Here is a 19,210-nt window from a genome sequence, read left to right as displayed (position 1 = left end):
ACAGTTTAAGCCTGTGCAAACCTATGTCGCAAAAAAAGCGGCAGCCTACTTATCAAAAGAATTAAAAACAACTATCTCAATTAGCGGGCTTTACGTAAAGCCATTCAAATCTGTAGTACTCGAAAATTTAGTTGTACTTGATCTCCAAAAAGATACATTAGCCAATTTCCCAAAATTCTTGGTTGATCTGAATAAATTTTCTTTAAAGGAAAGAATACTAGATGTAAATACTGTACAGGTTAACAATGGCTCTTTTTTCCTAAAAGATTTCAAAGATGGTACTTCAAATCTAGATTTTATCATTGATTATTTTGATAGCCCAGCACCAGTTAGAAAAAAGAAAAGGCCAAAATTTCAGTTTCTTTTTGACAGGGTAATTTTAAACAATGTTAACTTCAAATATAAAGACTTCAAAAAAAACAGGGTAGTTAAGGGCATTAACTTTGAAGATATTAGCTTGACAAAACTGAATGGAATTTTTGAAAAGCTGAACACCAAAGGACATGTTATCCAGTCAAACATTAAAAATCTAACCTTCAAAGAAAAAAGTGGTTTTTACCTTAAAAATCTTTCCGCTTTAACTACAATTGATACCAACGGAATTGAGCTCAAGAATCTGATGCTTGTTACCAATCAAAGTCGCTTATCCGACTATTACCAGATGACATTTGGTAAGTATACAGATTTTAACGATTTCGAGAACAAAGTAAGGATGAAGGCCAATTTCAAAGACAGTCATATCTCCTCAAATGACGTTGCTTTTTTTACTCCCACCTTAAAGAAAATGAAGCTGGACCTGGATATCGATGGTCAGATTTCGGGATATGTTAGCGATTTAAAAGCTAGAAAATTATCTTTAAAAGCAGGAAAGGCAACTTACATTAAAGGAGATTTTACGCTTAAGGGACTTCCAGATTTCGAACAAACCTTCATGGATATGAAGATTGAAATGGCGGGAACGAACAAAAAAGATCTGGACGAAATTTTAACGGATATCGCTGGGAAGAAAATTAAATCTATCCCGAGCATTGTTAATAAATTTGGGAACATTAATTTCAATGGTTCATTTACTGGTTTTCAAAATGACTTCATTGCCTACGGCGAATTCAAAACCAAATTAGGTCGGTTAAAATCAGATGTCAACATGAAAATCGACAAAAATGGGATCCCATCCTACTCTGGTAATGTTAAGACATATGATTTTAATCTGGGCGACCTGCTTAATGAAAAATCATTAGGGAAGATTACCTCTGAACTCTACGTTAAAGGACGGGGCGCCGAAGTAAAAGATCTAACCGAGCAATTAAAAGGCAATGTTTCCTACATCGACTTTAATGGTTATCGCTATCAGAATGTAAGCATCAATGGAACATTTAACAAAAAATATTTTGATGGAAGTCTTAAGATAAATGATAAGAATGTTCAATTGACATTTGATGGAGGGGTAAACCTTAATCCAAAGCTTCCGGTATTTAATTTTACGGCAACGATTAAAAAAGCTAAGCTTAAAAAACTCAAGCTTTATAAAGATTCGTTAATGGTTGATGCAGTTTTTAGCACCAATTTCTCTGGAAATAATTTAGATAATATCCAAGGAAGCCTTTCGGTTCAAAAAATTACATTAAACAATAAAAAAGGTGTTTACCATGTTGATTCTGTGGAGTTAAGAGCTAGTGGCTTGGGAATCGATAGAAGCCTAACCATTAAATCTGATATTTTAGATGCAAGCATTAAAGGACAATATGATCTTAATACCATAGTTTCATACTATAAGGCTATAGCTAAAACTTATATCCCCTCCTTAAGGGCCCAGGTTTTTAATTATAATACTCAGATCTTTGATTTTAACTTAAAAATTAAACGTTTCGCGCCAGTGGCCGATCTTCTTTTACCTGGCTTAGAGATTGATGATCAAGCTATACTTGTTGGCTCATTCGATTCAAGGAATAACACGGCAACATTAAATGGGTTTGTAAAAAAATTAACTTACAAGGGCATCATTGCGAGCAATATTATCATAGACGAAAACACCACCTCTAAACAGCTCCAAGCGATTATCACTGCGGATAGGGTTGATTTAAATGACAGTCTGTTTATTAAAAACGTAAACATCACCAACGTGCTAAGAAACGATAGTCTAGCCCTGAACATTAAACTGTCTAATGCCGATGATGCCAACCAGTTGGATTTGAACGGATTGGTAGAGTTTTCTGGGGATACTACCGCAAAGATTAGCATTCTTCCCTCAAACCTAAAGATCAATAGCGAAGATTGGAACATACAAGAAAAGGTTCGAATTAATTTTAATAATGGAAAAACAGAGATCAGTAACTTCTCGCTAAGCAACAATAAACAACTGCTAAGAGTGGATGGAGTTCTTTCAAACGATCCGAAGGACCTTTTGCTGGTAGGTTTTGAAAACTTTAACCTTAAAACCATTAATCCTTTTGTAAAAACGCTAGGCATCAAGCTTGCTGGAAATGTAAATGGCAAAACACGGCTTTATGATATTTTAAATTCGCCAAAGATTACTGACAGCCTTAAAATAGATTCCTTAACCTTTAACAACACCTACATTGGAAGTTTAACGGACACCTCATCGTATGATAAGCTTAAAAATAGCGCTAAGGTTTATACGCGCATTTTAGCCGATGGAAAAGAAACACTGAAAGTAACAGGCGGGTTGGAACTTAAAGAAAAGACCATAGATCTTGATGTAAAATTAGCTGATAGCAAGTTAACCGTACTTGAGCCCTTTGTAAATAAGCTGGTATCTAACCTGAAGGGCCTGATCTCTGCAGATATTACCGTAAAAGGACCTTTAGCTAAACCGCAGATTAATGGCGACGTATCATTCAAGGGCGGTGAGCTAACAGTTAATTACCTCAAAACAGCCTATACCTTAAATGATGAAGTAGGGATTAAGAACAGTGTCATCAACATAGATGAACTGGTTTTACAAGATGCGGATGGCAATAAAGCAACTGCTAATGGAACAGTTGACCTTAACAACATCGATAATCCAGATATCCAGGTAGAGCTAAATGCCGTTAATTTTATGGCTTTAAATACCACCTCAAAAGACAACTCTATTTACTACGGCAAGGCCTATGCTACGGGTAATTTCAAGTTTAACGGTCCAACCAACAATATGTTTATCAATATTGATGCTAAAACCGAAAAAGGAACAATATTTAACCTACCGTTAAATAGCTCGGAAACGGTTAGCGATAAAGATTTTATTACTTTTGTTAGTAAGGATACTGCGGTTGTAGTTAAAAGAAAAACCAGCTTTGACGGGTTAAAAATGAACTTTAAACTAAAAGTTGATCCAAATACTACTACAAATATCTATACCATTTTAGGTAAGTTGAGCGGAAAGGGAAATGCCGAGCTTGAACTAAACATTAACAGTGTAGGCGATTTTGAGATGAAGGGTGATTACATTATTGAAACGGGGATTTTTGATTTTACCGCTCAGGAAGTGATCAATAAACGCTTTGAGATTAGACAAGGAGGTACAATTAGGTGGACTGGAAACCCCAATAATGCACAGATAAACCTTAAAGCAATTTATGCGCTCCGTGCTAGCTTATCGGATCTCTACACCGCAGCAAATAACGACAATAGCACTTATGCCAGTCAGCGGGTGCAAACAGAGGTTGAAATGGGATTAACAGGATTACTGCTTCAACCAGACATTAAGTTGGATATATTTTTCCCAGCCAGTCCGGTAGTTAAAGAAGAATTACAAGCTTATTTTAATGATGGAAATAATCTGAACACGCAAGCGCTGAGCTTAATTATCCAAAGAAGATTTGCACCAGGATCAGGCAAGGAAAACCTGGCACAGCAACTCGGTTCTGTGGGTACAAGTACCGCCAGTGAACTTATCTTTAATCAGTTTAACAATTTGCTATCCTCGCTTAACCTCACTTTCGTAGATATCAATATCCAGTCTTTTAACGAAGCCAGTGCAACATTTAAATTCTTTAATGATCGGGTTATTGTAAATGCGGGAATCGTAGACAATGCAAAGAGCTCTACCGATTATTCGATTGGTCTTTTTAAAGACAACGTTGGGAAAGAGGTCGAAATTTTAGGACTAATTAAAAAGGATGGAACATTGGTAGGCAAATTGGCCAATAAACCTCCTACTCAACAAAGTACCTTCGCAAATCCTGGGATTGACCAAAGTCAGAATGTAACCTCATTAGGATTGATCTACAGTCAGCAATTTGACACTTTTGGGGAGTTAATCAAAAAAATAACCGGTAAATACCGCAGAGAACAGCAGAAAAAAGAAGCCGAAAAGGCAAAAGAAAAACTGGATAAGGAAGCGATTATTAACGAAAGCAAGAAGAGTAATCCAAAAAAACGCTAAGCGATAAGTGCTTGGAGAAAAGGGTAAGGGAGACTAGAGATCGGCGTTGTGCTTCGCTTAACGCCGTTCGCCTAACGCCCAACTATTTCATAATCTGGTGTCCCATTTTATCCCGTTTCGTTTTTAAATAGACTTCATTGTGTTGGTTACTTTCTATTTCTATAGGAATGTTTTCTACGATTTCTAAGCCGTAGCCAATTAATCCCGCTCTTTTAGTTGGGTTATTAGACATGAGGCGCATTTTGCTTACTCCCTGGGCCCTTAGAATTTGAGCTCCTACTCCGTAATCGCGTTCATCGCCTTTAAAACCTAATTTAATATTGGCCTCAACGGTATCAAAACCCGCATCTTGTAGGTTATAAGAACGTAATTTATTTACCAATCCAATCCCTCTTCCTTCTTGGTTCATGTACACAATAATTCCTTTTCCTTCGGCCTCAAGCATTTCGAAAGCCTTATGCAACTGAGGGCCGCAATCACAGCGGCAGGAACCAAAGATGTCTCCGGTTACACAAGAGCTATGAATTCTGGTTAAGATCGGTTCATCCGGTTCCCATTCTCCTTTTCTAATGGCCAAATGCGTAGCACCATTGCTTAATTGGGTATAGGCTGTCATTTTAAAATCGCCCCACTGCGTTGGAAGGTTCACGGCAACCTCTTCCTTTATTAAACTTTCGGCCGCAAGGCGATAAGCAATAAGGTCTTTTATGGAAATTATTTTAAGTTGATGTTGCTCGGCAATTACCATGAGATCTGGTAAACGTGCCATTGTACCGTCTTCGTTCATGATCTCTACGAGTACCCCAGCAGGCTCGAAGCCGGCCAATCGGGCAATATCTATAGTTGCTTCTGTATGACCAACGCGACGTAAAACACCTTCACGGCGTGCCTTTAATGGAAATATGTGTCCAGGTCTGCCCAGGTCTTCTGGTTTCGTATCAGGATTAATGAGTGCCTGAACGGTTTTTGCCCTATCGTGGGTAGAAATACCGGTAGTACAGCCATGACCGATAAGATCAACAGACACAGTAAAGGGAGTTTGATGTAAAACGGTGTTGTTTTGCACCATTAGATCGAGCTTTAGATCGTTGCACAAATCTTCAACTAGTGGCGCACAAATTAATCCTCTACCATATTTAGACATGAAATTAATTACTTCGGGCGTTACATTTCTGGCTGCAGTAAGAAAATCACCTTCGTTTTCACGATCTTCATCATCTACCACAATTATAATTTGTCCGGCTTTAATAGCCTCTAATGCCTCGTCTATTGTATTTAACTTGATTTCCATTATGGTTTGATCTATTTGTATCGATTATTCTTATACCTTCAATACCGTACAAAGTTACAACCTTTGTTAAACAAATACACTGATAAATATCATCGGTAAGTAAATTGAATAAAGGAGCATGGGGCATGGAGTTTGGCGCATGGAGCGGGAGCCGCACGGAGCTTAGCGTTAGGCGTTGGCGTCCTGCAACCATCAATAGCAGTACTGTCCTCTCCTCTCTAGACCCGATAGCAGCGGCACGAAGTATAGCGGAAAGCGGGGCTGATGTTGCCGAAAGGCTTCTGCCTTCGTTCTTCTACTTGCGAAAACTGCCAACTGAAACTGAAAATTGTGCGAAAGGATCCCTTCCGGAAAAACTGGAAACTGTAAACTGTAAACTGATTAATCTTTCTTACGCTTGATTAACCCAATAATGAGTTGTTTATAATAATCTACATCGAATAGGGCCGAGTCAACTGTGGCTTTATACGTTAGAAAGATCCCCAACGGCGTTAGAATTATTATAGCGGTCCACATGCCGAAAACAGGATCTAGTGTTCCCTCTTTGGCTGATTTTTCAGCCACGGTTGACAAGATATGGTAGATCAGAAAGAAAACGATAGCTATCACTACCGGTAATCCAAGTCCGCCTTTTCTTATAATTGCTCCCAATGGAGCCCCAATAAAGAAGAGGAGCAAACAGGATGCGGCCAAGGTATATTTGCGTTGATATTCTACCTGTGCCCTAATAATTTCCATTTCTCTAAAATCATGGTCTTTAATTCGGTTTGCCAAGAATTCTTTGATCGAATTGGCCGAATTTAAGGCACTCTCTAAAGCGAGCGCCTGTCTATCCTTTGGGATTGCATTTAGAAGAGAAGCGTTTATTGTAACCGGGTTCCCTTTTACTTTGGTATATCCTTTAAACGAGCTGTTCTGTCTGAGATAAACTTCGGCATTCAACTTTGTGCCTTTATCTACACTATCCAATCCTTTGCGAATCGAATCCTCTCGTTTCTTTAATTCTTTCAGGTTAAGCATTGGCGCATTATTTCTGAAACTTTCTTCGTTGGTGCGGCTCATGGTATCGAAACTGGAGAAATCAAACTTCACCTCGGTTTGTTTAAAGCGCATCCTAGAAAGCGTTTGCCGTGGATTAAAAGTAACGCTCGAATTACCATTGGACTCTTCATAACGCACACCGTTCATAAGCTGCAAAACCAAAAATTTATTGTCGTCTGTTTTGGCCATTCGTCCTTTTTCGGCCTTGATAATTTTTGCAATGCCGTTTCCGCTATTATGATCGTAAATAGTAATGTTGTACAGGGAATCTGATGATCCTTCTCCTTTCCTTTCTACGAGCAATGCATAATTGGGGATACTACCATTAAACACACCAGGTTTAACTAAAAAGGATAGCTTTTTATTACGCATATCGAACAATAGCGAGCCATATTTGAGATTTGCTTTGGGCAACATATAATCTGAAAAAAGGAAAGAAGCAATAGAGAGCCCTATGATAAAGATAAATAGGGGCTGCATTGCCTTTTGGAGAGAAACTCCTGCCGATTTAATGGCTACCAGCTCATAGTTTTCTCCCAAGGTACCAAATGTCATGATAGACGATAATAATACAGCTAAGGGGAGTGCCATAGCCACATTTGCTGCCGAAGCATACATCATGAGTTCGGCGATAGTGTACCATTCGAAGCCTTTTCCTATTAGATCATCAACATATTTAAAGAGGAAAAACATTAAAAGAATAAACATCACAATAAAAAATGTGACAAAAAATGGTCTAATGAATGCTTTTATGAGCAGTAAATGTATCTTTTTCAAGCTAGGATTTTATCACCATGTAAGACATCTTAGAAGACATCCAAGCCAAACTGTTTCATTAGATGGCCATATACAAATATACGCAAAAGACGACGAAATATTATCCTCCGATTACGCTGAGCAGATAAGTAATCTGATTATCCCAGATCTGGGTCTTTTCGGCCCTAGTTTCATCGGTGGCGAAATCGGTAATGGCGAGAGCTACATCGTTGGTCAATTCGTCCTGAACAATTTCCATTTCGAAATAGCAATGTGGCTCATCATCAAGCCATTTGAACTTAACCAATCTATTTTCTTTGATGCTCAAAAGTTTGGCTTTAAGCACTTCATCATCCCACGTAAAGGTATATACCTGATCTCGGAAAATTACATCATCAGCAAACCATTGCGACAGGCCATTTGGCTCGCTAATAAAACTGAATAATATACGTGGAGATGATCTCAACTCATATTCTAATGTAAACTTTTTCTTTTCTGACATCCTAAAACACCTATATTCTTGAAAATAATGGACTATTTTTTATTATTTGTTTCTAAAGAAAAGTAAATTATTCTATATTTGCAACTCTTTAAAAAAATGTAATAATTATTGTAATATATAATAATTATTGGATTGTTTACTAATAAAGAATGGCAGGGTAGCTCTCCCGATAATTATCGGGATGGTTAGAGCGCAAAATACATATATGGCGGGGTAGCTCAGTTGGTTAGAGCGCAGGATTCATAACCCTGAGGTCACGAGTTCAACTCTCGTTCCCGCTACTTAGATAGAAAGCCTTAAGATTAATTTCTTGAGGCTTTTTTGTGGTGTAGCTCTCCCGATAATTATCGGGATAGTCAGAGGTCCCGACCATTAGTCGGGAAGGTCACGAGCTCACCCCGATAGCTATCGGGGCTCGTTCCCGCTACTTAGATAGAAAGCCTTAAGATTAATTTCTTGAGGCTTTTTTGTGGGGTAGCTCCCCTGATAATTATCGGGATGGTCAGAGGTCCCGACCATTAGTCGGGAAGGTCACGGGTTCACCCCGATAGCTATCGGGGCTCGTTCCCGCTACTTAGATAGAAAGCCTTAAGATTAATTTCTTGAGGCTTTTTTGTGGGGTAGATTCCCGATAGCTATCTGGATGGTTAGGGCGTACCAATGCAATTATCTTCACATTTTTTAACATTCATTGCTTTTCAAATCAATTGTTTTTTGTGTACTTTGCTCTCACACTAAGCGATCAATCCCATGCGCCTTTTTAAACTCTATGCCTTGCACGCCCTCATTTTCTTAGCTCCCATTAATACCATCGCTCGAATGAGTAGCAAACAAGCACCAGTTACGTCTGTAAAAGAATTAGCAGCCTTGGGCAAAGTTTGGGGCTTGCTAAAATACCACCATCCTGCGGTTGCAAATGGAACACTAGACTGGGATGCCAAATTGCTAAAAATACTTCCACTTTACCTACAAGGGGCAGATAAAAAGGCACGTAACCAGATTATCTCAAAAATGATCAAAGATCTTGGTCCCGTCACAATATCTACGAAACCAGATAGTACCATCAGCAACCTCAAAGAGAAGCCTGATTTTGCTTGGATCAAGAACAGCGGTTTTTCATCAGAACTATCCATTACGCTGCAAGACATTTCCCGAAACCACATTGGGGGCAAGCAAAAATATGTTAACCCATATAGCATGGATGGAATGACCATTTCTTTGATCACCAATGAGCTTCCATATACAGAATTAACGGAGTTGTCTCAAGAACATAAATTATTGTCGGTTTTCCGTTACTGGAATATTATCGAATATTGGTATCCTTATAAGTACATGACCATAAACAAATGGGATACCTATCTCGACAAGTTTATTGCTGAGGCAATCTCATCTAAAGATGATCTCTCCTATCTACTCATGGTACAAAAAATGGTTGCTACCATACGGGATAGTCACGCTTACGCAGCATCGAGAAAAAGCCAACAAAATATTGGTTTGCGTACACTTCCTTTCACTGTAAAATTTATCGGAGAACAGGCGGTCATCAACAGTGTTGATACTTTGGTATATAAATCTGGCGAAATAAAAAGGGGTGACGTGCTAACAAGCATCAACAACGTTGCGGTGAATAAGATCCTTGACAAATATAGGCCGTATATATCTGCCTCAAATGAAGCCGTCGTAAAACGCGAAGTGGCCAAACTATTATACCGATCGCCTGATTCTGTTGTGAATATAAATACGGCATCGGCCGATGGCAGACTGAAAGCGCTTACCCTAAAAACAGCAGCAATTGGAGCGGGCTTTGGGACTAAGAAATACGACTTTGCACACCAGCGCGACTCAACCTATTTTATAAAGGATAATATCCTGTATATTAATTTAGGGAAGTTTATGGATCAACATGCTAAAGCAGTAATTCCTTTGATCAAAGATTTGAAGGGGATTGTAATTGATGGAAGGCAGTATCCACCAAGAGGAGGAGGAAGCATCTCTATGGTTCTGGATGAGTCGCTTATGGACAAGAAAAGGGATTTTGCTATATTCTCGACCGTTGTCGCAGGCTATCCTGGATACTTTAAATATACTGAACCTATGCAATCTGGCGCAGATAATCCAAATTATTTTAAGGGCCTCGTCATCTTACTGGTTAATGAGGAGACACAAAGCACAGGAGAATTTATGGCGATGGCCATGAAAGTTATTCCCAACATGAAGGTTGTAGGCTCTACAACGGCCGGGGCGGATGGAAATGTTACTCAAGCATTTCAGCTTCCTGGAGGCATATCCACCGTGTTTACAAGTTTGGGCGTTTATTATCCAAATAAAGGGCAAACGCAACAAGTAGGCATTGTACCCGATGTGAAAGTTACCCAAACACTAGAAGGATTTAGAAGTGGTAAAGATGAAATGCTGGAGAAGGCACTGAGTTTGATCGTGCAATTTAAAAGATAGCGTCCGACATCCTCGCTACTAAAGATAAAGCCTTAAGATTATGTTCTTGAAGCTTTTTTGTGAAGAGCAATAGCGAAGTTGGTTAGAGCGTCCCGATCTTAATCGGGACTACTTCCCACTACCAGAGTTAAACGGCCCTGAAATATCGAATTTCAGGGCTTTATATTTGTATAATAAAATCAAAGAAACACAATTTAATAATTTTCGGTACCTTGTAATCTTCGACTCCTTTTCTATTAGTCCATCCTATTTAAGATTTATTTACAAAATTTACATTTTTATTTACAATCCAAATCACTCAATCCCAAAAATATCAAGCTAGATTCGCTAAATCAATTTGAAAGGATATGAAACATATGAAAAAAATCATCTATGTGCTGATCTTGCCGCTGGTTGTGGTGGGCAGCCTAGTATTTGCTAATCGTGCAATTAAAAAGGAAACAAAGCCATCCCCAAAACCATCGTCTATTGCTTACAGAAAAGCCAGCATGGATGCCAAGAAAAAATGGGAAGCTTCTCCTGACGGTATAAAGTACAAAGAATGGGAGGGTTCTCCTGAAGGTAAAAAGGTGCATGCCAGTCATGATAAAATAAAGAAACACATAAAGGATTTCACCAGTATGGAGGCGGTGGTAACCTCTGTTACTTTTCAGCGAGAAAACAGCAAATCATCAGGCCCGAAATGGCTTATAGTCAGCATTAATGGCGAAGATTACATGATGCAATTTATTCCTAAGGAATTTCAGCAGTTAAATAGCCTGAAAGTTAACGACAAAATAATTGTAAAAAGCCACAGCGCCGGGTATTCGCCTAATCATCCTTATTTGATTGTATCGGGCGACTATATTGAGAAAAATGGTAAGGTACTTTTTAAACGTGACTTTAGCAAAAATAACCGTTGCTGATGTATCCTTGCAAATCTTCCAAAAAAGTTTGACATTTCGCGTCTGCCCTCTACGATAAAAGCTTCGAGAAAATCGAGGCTTTTTTGTTTCCAATAGTAATCGGGATTCATCTTCGTTACTGGGAAACCCTCTACTACCTCAGTAATTGCGAGCTTTTTTGCTCAGTCTCTCTTCACTTACCGCTCATCTTTTCCTTATTTAAAATTATTCTAAATAATTCTTGTTATTTAAAAAACTCATTCTATCTTTGTCGTAATTTAGATTTAATCTTAATAAAGATATGAGAAAACTTTTTACACAGCTCCTAGGCATTATCGCCATTTCACTTTCTCTTTTCGGGAATGTGCACGCACAAAACAAATTAGTAACCCTTTCGGGAACCATCAAAACGAGTGATGGTGTACCCGCGGCTTATGTTAACGTTGGGTTAAAGAATACTACTAAAGCTACCCAGACTGATGCAAACGGGGCTTATACCCTAAAAAACATCCCTGCTGGAAGTTATACACTTAAGATTTCGGCGGTTGGAATTACTTCTCAAGAAAAATCCATTACCATAACTGATGGGATAGCAGCAATCGCTGATTTTTCAGTTTCAGAGTCATCTTCTCGATTAGCTGAAGTGGCGGTTACAGGATATAAGACGCCTAATAAGAAACCTGTTAACTTGGGTAAAATAAACATTGCCCCAATAGATTTACCACAATCTGTACAGGTAATCGGCAATCAGGTAATCACTGATCAGCAGGCTAATCGCTTAAGCGATGTCTTAAAGAATGTAAATGGTGTAGTTTATGGCGAAAATAGAGGCTCTGTGAGCGGCGAGACATTCTTCGCCCGCGGCTATAGCCTTGGAGCAAATAATGTATTCAAAAACGGCTCACGCCAAAGCAGTGGCGGAATGCCAGAAACCAGTACCTTAGAATCAGTTGAGGTTTTAAAAGGAAGCGCGGCCTTATTATATGGGGGAGTAACCGGGGGAGCTGTAGTAAATATGGTAACCAAAAAACCGAAATTTGAAACAGGGGGGGAAGTAGCGATGCGGAGCGGAAGTTATAACTTATATAAACCTACGGTTGATGTATATGGTCCGATTTCGAAAAAACTAGCTTTTCGTGTAATCGGTACTTACGAAAATGCAGGAAGTTTTAGAGATGAAGTAACCGCAAAACGGGTATATGTTAACCCATCACTACTTTACAAAATCAGCGAAAAAACAGATGTATTGCTTCAAGGAGACTATTTGAAAAGTGATTTTACGCCGGATTTTGGTGTAGGAACCGTAGCGAACAAAATTGTTGATTTTGGTCGCAATGCCTTCTTAAATACGCCTTGGGCTTACAACAGAACAAATACCTTAACTTCCCAGTTAAATGTTAACCATAAGTTTAATTCATACTGGAAAGTAAATATATTAGCTAACCTGCAATCTTACAATAGAAATTATTTTAGTGCAGAACGTCCATTTGCTGATGCTACAGGAACTGCCGCGAGAAATCTTACGCGCTCTAAGACCAATGAATATACGTTTAACGAACAAATTAACTTAAACGGGTCGCTTAAAACTGGTTCTATTGAACATACTGTCTTAATAGGCATTGATGCAGATCAATCAAGAACAACTTCAAACGGATTTGTTTATCCTAGCACAGCAAATGCGGCCAATCCGTACGGTCTTGCTGCTTATAATTATGGTAATGTTAACCTGCTCGACCCGTCAACATATTTTGGGTCAGGTATCATGCCCGAAACCACAGTGTTAACCCAGACTTTTGCTCCCATATTTAGAATGGGTGGTTTTGTTCAGGATCTAGTGGCAGTTACGGAACAATTCAAAGTATTAGCCGGTTTAAGATGGACATTCCAAAAAACACCTACAACAGATATTACAAATGTGATAACGGGTGTGGAAACTAAGGGAGCTGCCATTGATAAAATTGATAAAGCTTTTTCGCCTAAGTTCGGAATAGTATACCAACCATTAAAAACCACTTCGATCTATGTAAGTTACGCAAATAACTTTACCTCGAATACAGGGATTGATATCGCAACAGATGCCCCAATGGGACCGTCAATTATCGATCAGTATGAAGCTGGGATTAAAAATGATTTCTTACAGGGAAAATTATCGGCTAACGTAACCGTATATCAAATCAAAAATAGCAACCTAGCGCAAGCTGCATTAGCTGATCCAACAAAACGTGAATTTAGTGGTGCTACAAGTAGTAACGGTGCTGAATTTGATTTAACTGGGTCTATTCTCCCTGGACTAAACTTTTTAGCTGGCTATAGCTATAATTTCATGAGATATACTTCAACAATTGCAACTGGAGCAGTTGAAGGTCAACGTTTGGTAGGTACAACTAAAAATACAGCCAATGGAACGTTATTCTATACGCTTCAAGATGGCAGTTTGAAAGGTTTAAAGCTTGGCGCCTCGGCCTTTTATACTGGTAGCCGCAACGGCGGATACAATGATACCAAAGCACAGACAGTAAGTAGATTAATCCCGTTGACCGCATTTACCACATTTGATTTCTCGGTAGGTTACAATTGGAGAAACTTATCGTTGCTTGGTAAAGTATCGAACCTTAGTAACGAACTGAATTATTATGTACACGAAAATTATAGTGTTAATCCGATAGCCCCACGTCAATTTATGACTACCCTATCGTATAAATTTTAATTTGTATGCTTAGGATTAGTTTTTTATGGCCTACTAATGTTCCTTTTGATCGGGGTTCTTTTTCTCTGTTACTTTCTATCTAGGTACAGAAATAAATTAAATGTTGCTGTAGTAATTTCGGCCTTTGCCTTTAATCTTTTATGCGGGGGCACCTATTTTGCGAGTTCGGCATCAAATGGCGTGAACCTTTTTACCTTCATCCTTATTATCTTTATCCTCACATTAGTACTCTCAAAGAAGCAGTTTTGGATTTGGATTCCACTTAATATCGTTCTGCTTATCGTGTTATTGACGATAGAATATCAGTACCCTGAAGTGGTAGAAAATCTATATGATAACCCAAAACACAAACTTTTAGATCTTGCGCAAACTTTTTTTGAAGTAATTCTTATGGTGATCCTCATCACCTTGTTTATGAAAAGGAGCTATAATCGCGAAAAAGAACTGGCACAAAGTAGATTAGTGGAATTAGAAGAGAGCAACGAAACTAAAAACAAACTATTTTCTATTGTGGCACACGATTTAAAAGCGCCCCTAGCATCCATAGAAAACTACCTTTCCTTATTAAATGAACTGGAATTTAGCAAAGATGAAAAAATAGCCATCGAAAAAAATCTATTGGCCTCTACCAGACAAACTTCTGAAATGTTGCAGAATATCCTTTCTTGGTCAAGAGATCAGATGGATGGTATTTCAATAAATTTAATTCCTATTTATGTTCATCAAACCTTAAACCATACCATTCAGTTTCAAAACAGTTTAGCGAGAGAAAAGGGAATTGAGCTAAACTACGTCCCAAATCTGGAGCTTAGGGCATTTGCTGATCCTGACATGTTGCAGCTCATTGTAAGAAATTTAGTAAACAATGCGATAAAATTTTCATCGCCCGGTGGCAGGATAGAATTAAGTGCTAGAGCAGAGGGCAATACCTGTTTAATCGTTATTAGTGATACAGGAATAGGAATTAGCGATGAAAAAAAACAGACTCTATTTTTGCTAAAAAGTAAAGGCACCTATGGCACTAACAATGAAAAAGGGCTTGGTTTAGGGCTAAAACTGGCTAAAACCTATGTCGAGCTCCAACATGGGAAAATCTGGTTCGAAAGTTCGTTAGATAAAGGCACCACTTTTTATGTAAGTCTGGCAAAAGCATAAATCTTGGTAATCCTACAATCTTCGCTTCCTAGCCTTTCCTTAGCTGGCAAACCTAATCTTGTAATCCTATAATCCTATTAATCCTAGTCTTCTCCTAGTTAAAGCTACCATCTCCTCTTCTCATTACTTCCCTACCGTTCCGTGGTTTAACGCCCGACCATTTTTGTAGGCGAATACTTGCCCGTACCATGAAATAACGGCTTAAAGCATTCGTTTTAGTATCTGTGATCGTACCATCATCCCCGATGTTCCGATTAACAAAATTATTTTGGTTCAATAAATCAAAGGCCTGTACAGTTAAAGTAGCTCTACGTTTCCAAAACTCTTTCTGTAAATAACTATTTATTACGAATGGATTAGCCGTTACATTCGCATTTATCCCCGAAACGAAGTTTTTACTTGCACTGTATCCAATTATCCAAGTTTGCCAAGCAATAAATTTTCCATCAATGTTAAAAGAAAGCGTTTTTGTTAGGTTTCCAGTAGATGTTTGCAAAGTACTGTTGGATTTGATAAAGCTATAACCAACATTCGGATTAACTTCAATCCATTCGTTAGGATTGATCCGTGGTCCAAAACGATTGTTCATATTCCATACCGAAGAAGTATATTCCAAATTATCGCTAACTGCTACATTATGGTTATGGTTAATACTTCCATTTAACGAAAGATTGTATTTCCTATTGGCTAATTGTTTGCTTATCGAATAATTTCCTCCTACCCTATATACCCCCGACATATTTAAATACCTGGTTTCATACACGGTAATTCCATCTTGAACAATTCTTACCGCATTTCTTACTACAGCATTGTTAACGAAAGTAGCGTTCATATTTACCGAATAATTTAATTTTGAGTTGGCGATATAATTATTGTAGTTAGCATTGATTGAGTGATTAAAAGTGACCTTTAAGTTAGGATTACCTACAACTGGACTCTGTGGATTTGAAACATCACGAACCGGTTGGATCTGGTCAAAACTAGGCTCATTAGCATTACCAGAATAGTTAATTTGCATGCTATGTTGGCGAGACCATGAATATTGAAATCTAGCTATGGGAATTAGATTAAAGCTACTTCTGTGCGTTGTTGTACCTAAGCTCACTTTCGTGCCACTTAATAGACCGGGAACTGCAGTAACACCAAGAGAAAATTTAACTTTAGAGCTACTACTTAGTCCATAACGATAATTTAAGGCAATTCTACTCTGTGTAAAAGAGTAATCGTAGATATTACTCAGTGAATCTATTATCTGGGTTGATCCTCCCGCATTAATATTACTAGACGTTGCCTTATTGTCATATCCGTTATAATTAACTTGGCCGTTGAATTCAAATTGCGATTTTTCATTTATTGGCTCCACATAGGTTAAGCTAGCGCGATAGGTGTTCTGTAAATTGTCGCGTTCTACCAAGCGATGAAGCAATAACTGCTTATCAACTACATCGGTTGTACCTAAATAACTTACCGTATTTGAATTTCGATCCTGTTCAGATTGCTGATTAGCGATGTTTAGGCTGAGCTGAACAGACAAGTTCCTCCTTTTTTTTGCAAATAAATGCTGGTAAAATAAAGTTGCCTCTACGTTAGGTCGGGTATTAGTACTCGTATTTGAACCAATTTGATCTTGATGAATTGCTCCATTTTGAAAGATAGAAAACTGACTGCCATTTAATGAAGATGTATAATTTACCGATGGAGTGAATTTAATGTAATTGTTGCTATCTAAATCTGCCTCAAGTTCAAAATTAAAATTATGTGATTTACTATCGTTATCTCCCCTACTATCATTATTGATAAATAAAGATCCATCCTTGGTTAAACGTTCAGTAAGGCTACTATTTAGAGAATTGACGTTATTGAAGTTATAGCGATAGTTTGCATTTACCTTAACCTTTTTACTTAGGTTATCTCTAAAAGAAAAGGCTCCACTTCCATTAGTAGTTGTGCCACCACTTCCTCCAGACGAATTTCCACTGCCGTTATTGCCACCGCCGGCACTGCTGCTGCCGCCATTCCGACCTCCACCACTACCACCGCCATTATTCCCCCCACCGTTGCCCCCATTATCTCCACTATTTGCTACTCCATTTATCGTATTATTTAATCTAGCATTAATCCCTATAGTTTGATTGGCATTAATTCGAGTGCCGAAAATTGAGCCCTGATATCGCTCATTATTCCCTATTCCTAGATTGGCGTTTCCGGTGTTGCCCACAGATTTATCGGCTCTGGTAACAATGTTTAGAATTTTTTCTGGATCCCCATCTTTTACTCCTGTCCTTGCGGCCTGATCTCCATAATCATCAACCACTTGGATCTTTTCTACAATTTCTGCTGGCAAATTCTGGATAGCATTGGCCACATCACCTCCCAAATAGGTTTTACCGTTAATTTTCGCTTTTGTAACCGACTGACCTTGATGCACTAAAGTTCCATCTGTCCCTACTTCCATCCCCTCCATCTTTTTCAATAGCTCGTCAACTGTTGCATTCTCTCTAACAATATAATCTTTGGCTCTATATTCTACAGTATCTGTTTTATAGGTGATGGATGGCGTTCCATTTATAACAACGGTATTTAGCGTATTCACGTCAGACTTTAAAATGATGGGGTCCATAACAATTCTGGGAACGGCATCATTTTGTTTATATTTTGCAATTAATGGCTTATAGCTCAACATGCTAACCGACAAGGTATAGGTTGCTGATTTTACTTTTTTAAATACAAAAATTCCATCGGAGTTAGTAGCAGCTACCAAAGTATCAAGGGTAGAAGTTAACCGCACGGTTACTCCAGGAACACCCAAATCTAAAGTGTCTTTAACAATTCCGCTAATCTCCCGCGTTAGTAGAGGAGCTGGGGGAGTTTTTTGCGGTGTTTGCGCATAAACTGTCTGCCCTAAACCTATCGTTAAAAAAGCATAAATTAATCCTTTAAGCAATTTTGAAGAAATAAATGGGTATTGATTAGTCATAAAGGATATAGATATATTGATTATTTTCTTAAGAGCGTATATTTTCCCCAGAAATCTGTAGGGGTCATTAAATCTTGCATATTTTGGCCACCACCCAGGTTTCCACCCCCTCCAAAATTTCCACCTCCATTTGGTCTTCCTCCTCCATTGCCGCCAAAATTACCTCCGCCACCACCACCATTGCCGCCGAAATTCATAGCAGCCATACCATTAAGTTTAATTTGATAGGCAAAATCTTTCCCATCAGCGGCAGATAGTTCCAATAAGCTTAATGGAATAGCAAGTTCATAAACGAAAGCACCTTGTTGGTCGAATGAACCCACGGCCTTTAATCCGTATTCATTATAAATCGAAATCAATGTATCGGTGATTTCCTTAATACCCGAAACTTTTATTTCCTTAACTGTGGCAAGTGCTGTTTTACGTTGAATTAAAGAAGCTGAATCTCGTTGTTGCTGGGTTAGTTGAGTTCTATTTGGTGCGCCGCCTTGCGCACCCCCACCTCTATTCTGTCCTTGGAACTGTCCACTTCGCCCGCCTTGATTTCTGGTTCTTACCACTAATGGATAAGTAACCGAAATCGCATCTTTTTCCTTTTTCTTACCTTCTTTATTTATCGTAAAGGTGATACCGCCTAACATAATCTTATTGGCAACGGCCGAAGTTGCAGACTTTAAAACCAAATAGAGGTTTTTGTCGTCATTGGCTAAAGTATAAAATACTTCAGTTCGTTTATTTTCTGCAGCATAGGTATCATTCCATTCGTTATATTTTCCATCTATCCTTAAGTTGGCTGGTGAGGGTAAACTTGATACTTGAACATCTGGTAGTTTCTGTGCAAAGGTATTCAAGGCAAGTAGACAAAAAAAAGTAAGTAAGATTTTCTTCATTATATTAATTGATATTATTAACACGTCATTAAATTGATAGACATTAAAATAAGGCAATGGCTTAATTCTAAAAATCAAAAATTACTGCTCTATTTAACTAAGAAGAGTATAATGTTCGATTTATGAATACAAACGTACTTTTTAGTTTAATCAACATCATCATCTCTCC

10 protein-coding genes and 1 tRNA gene are annotated in these 19,210 nt (G+C 38.3%); 6 read left to right on the top strand and 5 right to left on the bottom strand.

Annotated elements, in window-relative coordinates; genetic code table 11:
* Positions 1–13 precede the first annotated feature (13 nt).
* The gene (locus tag AC6H0V_RS00135; protein WP_497561669.1) at positions 14–4,384 is read left to right on the top strand and encodes a translocation/assembly module TamB domain-containing protein; all 4,371 of its coding nucleotides are present in this window, start codon (positions 14–16) and stop codon (positions 4,382–4,384) included.
* 82 nt (positions 4,385–4,466) lie between these two features.
* Here the strand turns inward: AC6H0V_RS00135 and AC6H0V_RS00130 are convergent, their stop codons facing one another.
* The 3 genes from AC6H0V_RS00130 to AC6H0V_RS00120 all read right to left on the bottom strand — a co-directional run bounded on the left by AC6H0V_RS00130 (position 4,467) and on the right by AC6H0V_RS00120 (position 7,974).
* Positions 4,467–5,675 carry a bifunctional 3,4-dihydroxy-2-butanone-4-phosphate synthase/GTP cyclohydrolase II gene (locus AC6H0V_RS00130; protein WP_497561668.1) on the bottom strand — a complete coding sequence of 403 codons (1,209 nt, stop codon included), beginning with the start codon at positions 5,673–5,675 and terminating at the stop codon, positions 4,467–4,469.
* A gap of 381 nt (positions 5,676–6,056) precedes the next feature.
* The gene (locus AC6H0V_RS00125) at positions 6,057–7,493 is read right to left on the bottom strand and encodes an LptF/LptG family permease (RefSeq protein ID WP_497561667.1); all 1,437 of its coding nucleotides are present in this window, start codon (positions 7,491–7,493) and stop codon (positions 6,057–6,059) included.
* Positions 7,494–7,593: 100 nt separating this feature from the next.
* Positions 7,594–7,974, bottom strand: a complete 381-nt coding sequence (locus AC6H0V_RS00120) for an START-like domain-containing protein (protein ID WP_497561666.1) — start codon at positions 7,972–7,974, stop codon at positions 7,594–7,596.
* Between the two features lie 207 nt (positions 7,975–8,181).
* Between AC6H0V_RS00120 and AC6H0V_RS00115 the strand changes: the two genes are divergently transcribed.
* The 5 genes from AC6H0V_RS00115 to AC6H0V_RS00095 all read left to right on the top strand — a co-directional run bounded on the left by AC6H0V_RS00115 (position 8,182) and on the right by AC6H0V_RS00095 (position 15,174).
* A tRNA-Met gene (locus AC6H0V_RS00115) sits at positions 8,182–8,255 on the top strand.
* Between the two features lie 469 nt (positions 8,256–8,724).
* Entirely contained in the window at positions 8,725–10,428 is a 1,704-nt protein-coding gene (locus AC6H0V_RS00110) for a S41 family peptidase (protein WP_497561665.1), read from the top strand.
* A 356-nt stretch (positions 10,429–10,784) separates the two neighbouring features.
* Complete coding sequence (locus AC6H0V_RS00105; protein ID WP_497561664.1) at positions 10,785–11,333, top strand: hypothetical protein; 549 nt, start codon at positions 10,785–10,787, stop codon at positions 11,331–11,333.
* 280 nt (positions 11,334–11,613) lie between these two features.
* On the top strand, positions 11,614–14,019 hold the full coding sequence (locus tag AC6H0V_RS00100; protein WP_497561663.1) for a TonB-dependent siderophore receptor: 2,406 nt from the start codon (positions 11,614–11,616) through the stop codon (positions 14,017–14,019).
* Positions 14,020–14,055: 36 nt separating this feature from the next.
* Positions 14,056–15,174: a sensor histidine kinase gene (locus AC6H0V_RS00095; RefSeq protein ID WP_497561662.1), complete on the top strand. Its 1,119-nt coding sequence runs from the start codon at positions 14,056–14,058 to the stop codon at positions 15,172–15,174.
* A gap of 94 nt (positions 15,175–15,268) precedes the next feature.
* On the opposite strand, the gene AC6H0V_RS00090 is transcribed toward AC6H0V_RS00095, so the two are convergent.
* Both AC6H0V_RS00090 and AC6H0V_RS00085 read right to left on the bottom strand, forming a co-directional pair.
* Positions 15,269–18,151, bottom strand: a complete 2,883-nt coding sequence (locus AC6H0V_RS00090; protein ID WP_497561661.1) for an outer membrane beta-barrel protein — start codon at positions 18,149–18,151, stop codon at positions 15,269–15,271.
* Positions 18,152–18,171: 20 nt separating this feature from the next.
* A complete protein-coding gene (locus AC6H0V_RS00085) occupies positions 18,172–19,041 on the bottom strand; it encodes a hypothetical protein (RefSeq protein WP_497561660.1) in 870 nt (289 codons plus the stop codon).
* Between the last annotated feature and the right edge of the window lie 169 nt (positions 19,042–19,210).

The organism is Pedobacter sp. NO84 (assembly GCF_059703915.1).
Note: the sequence above shows the minus strand (reverse complement) of the source record. Positions and strands in the feature narration are given on the sequence as shown.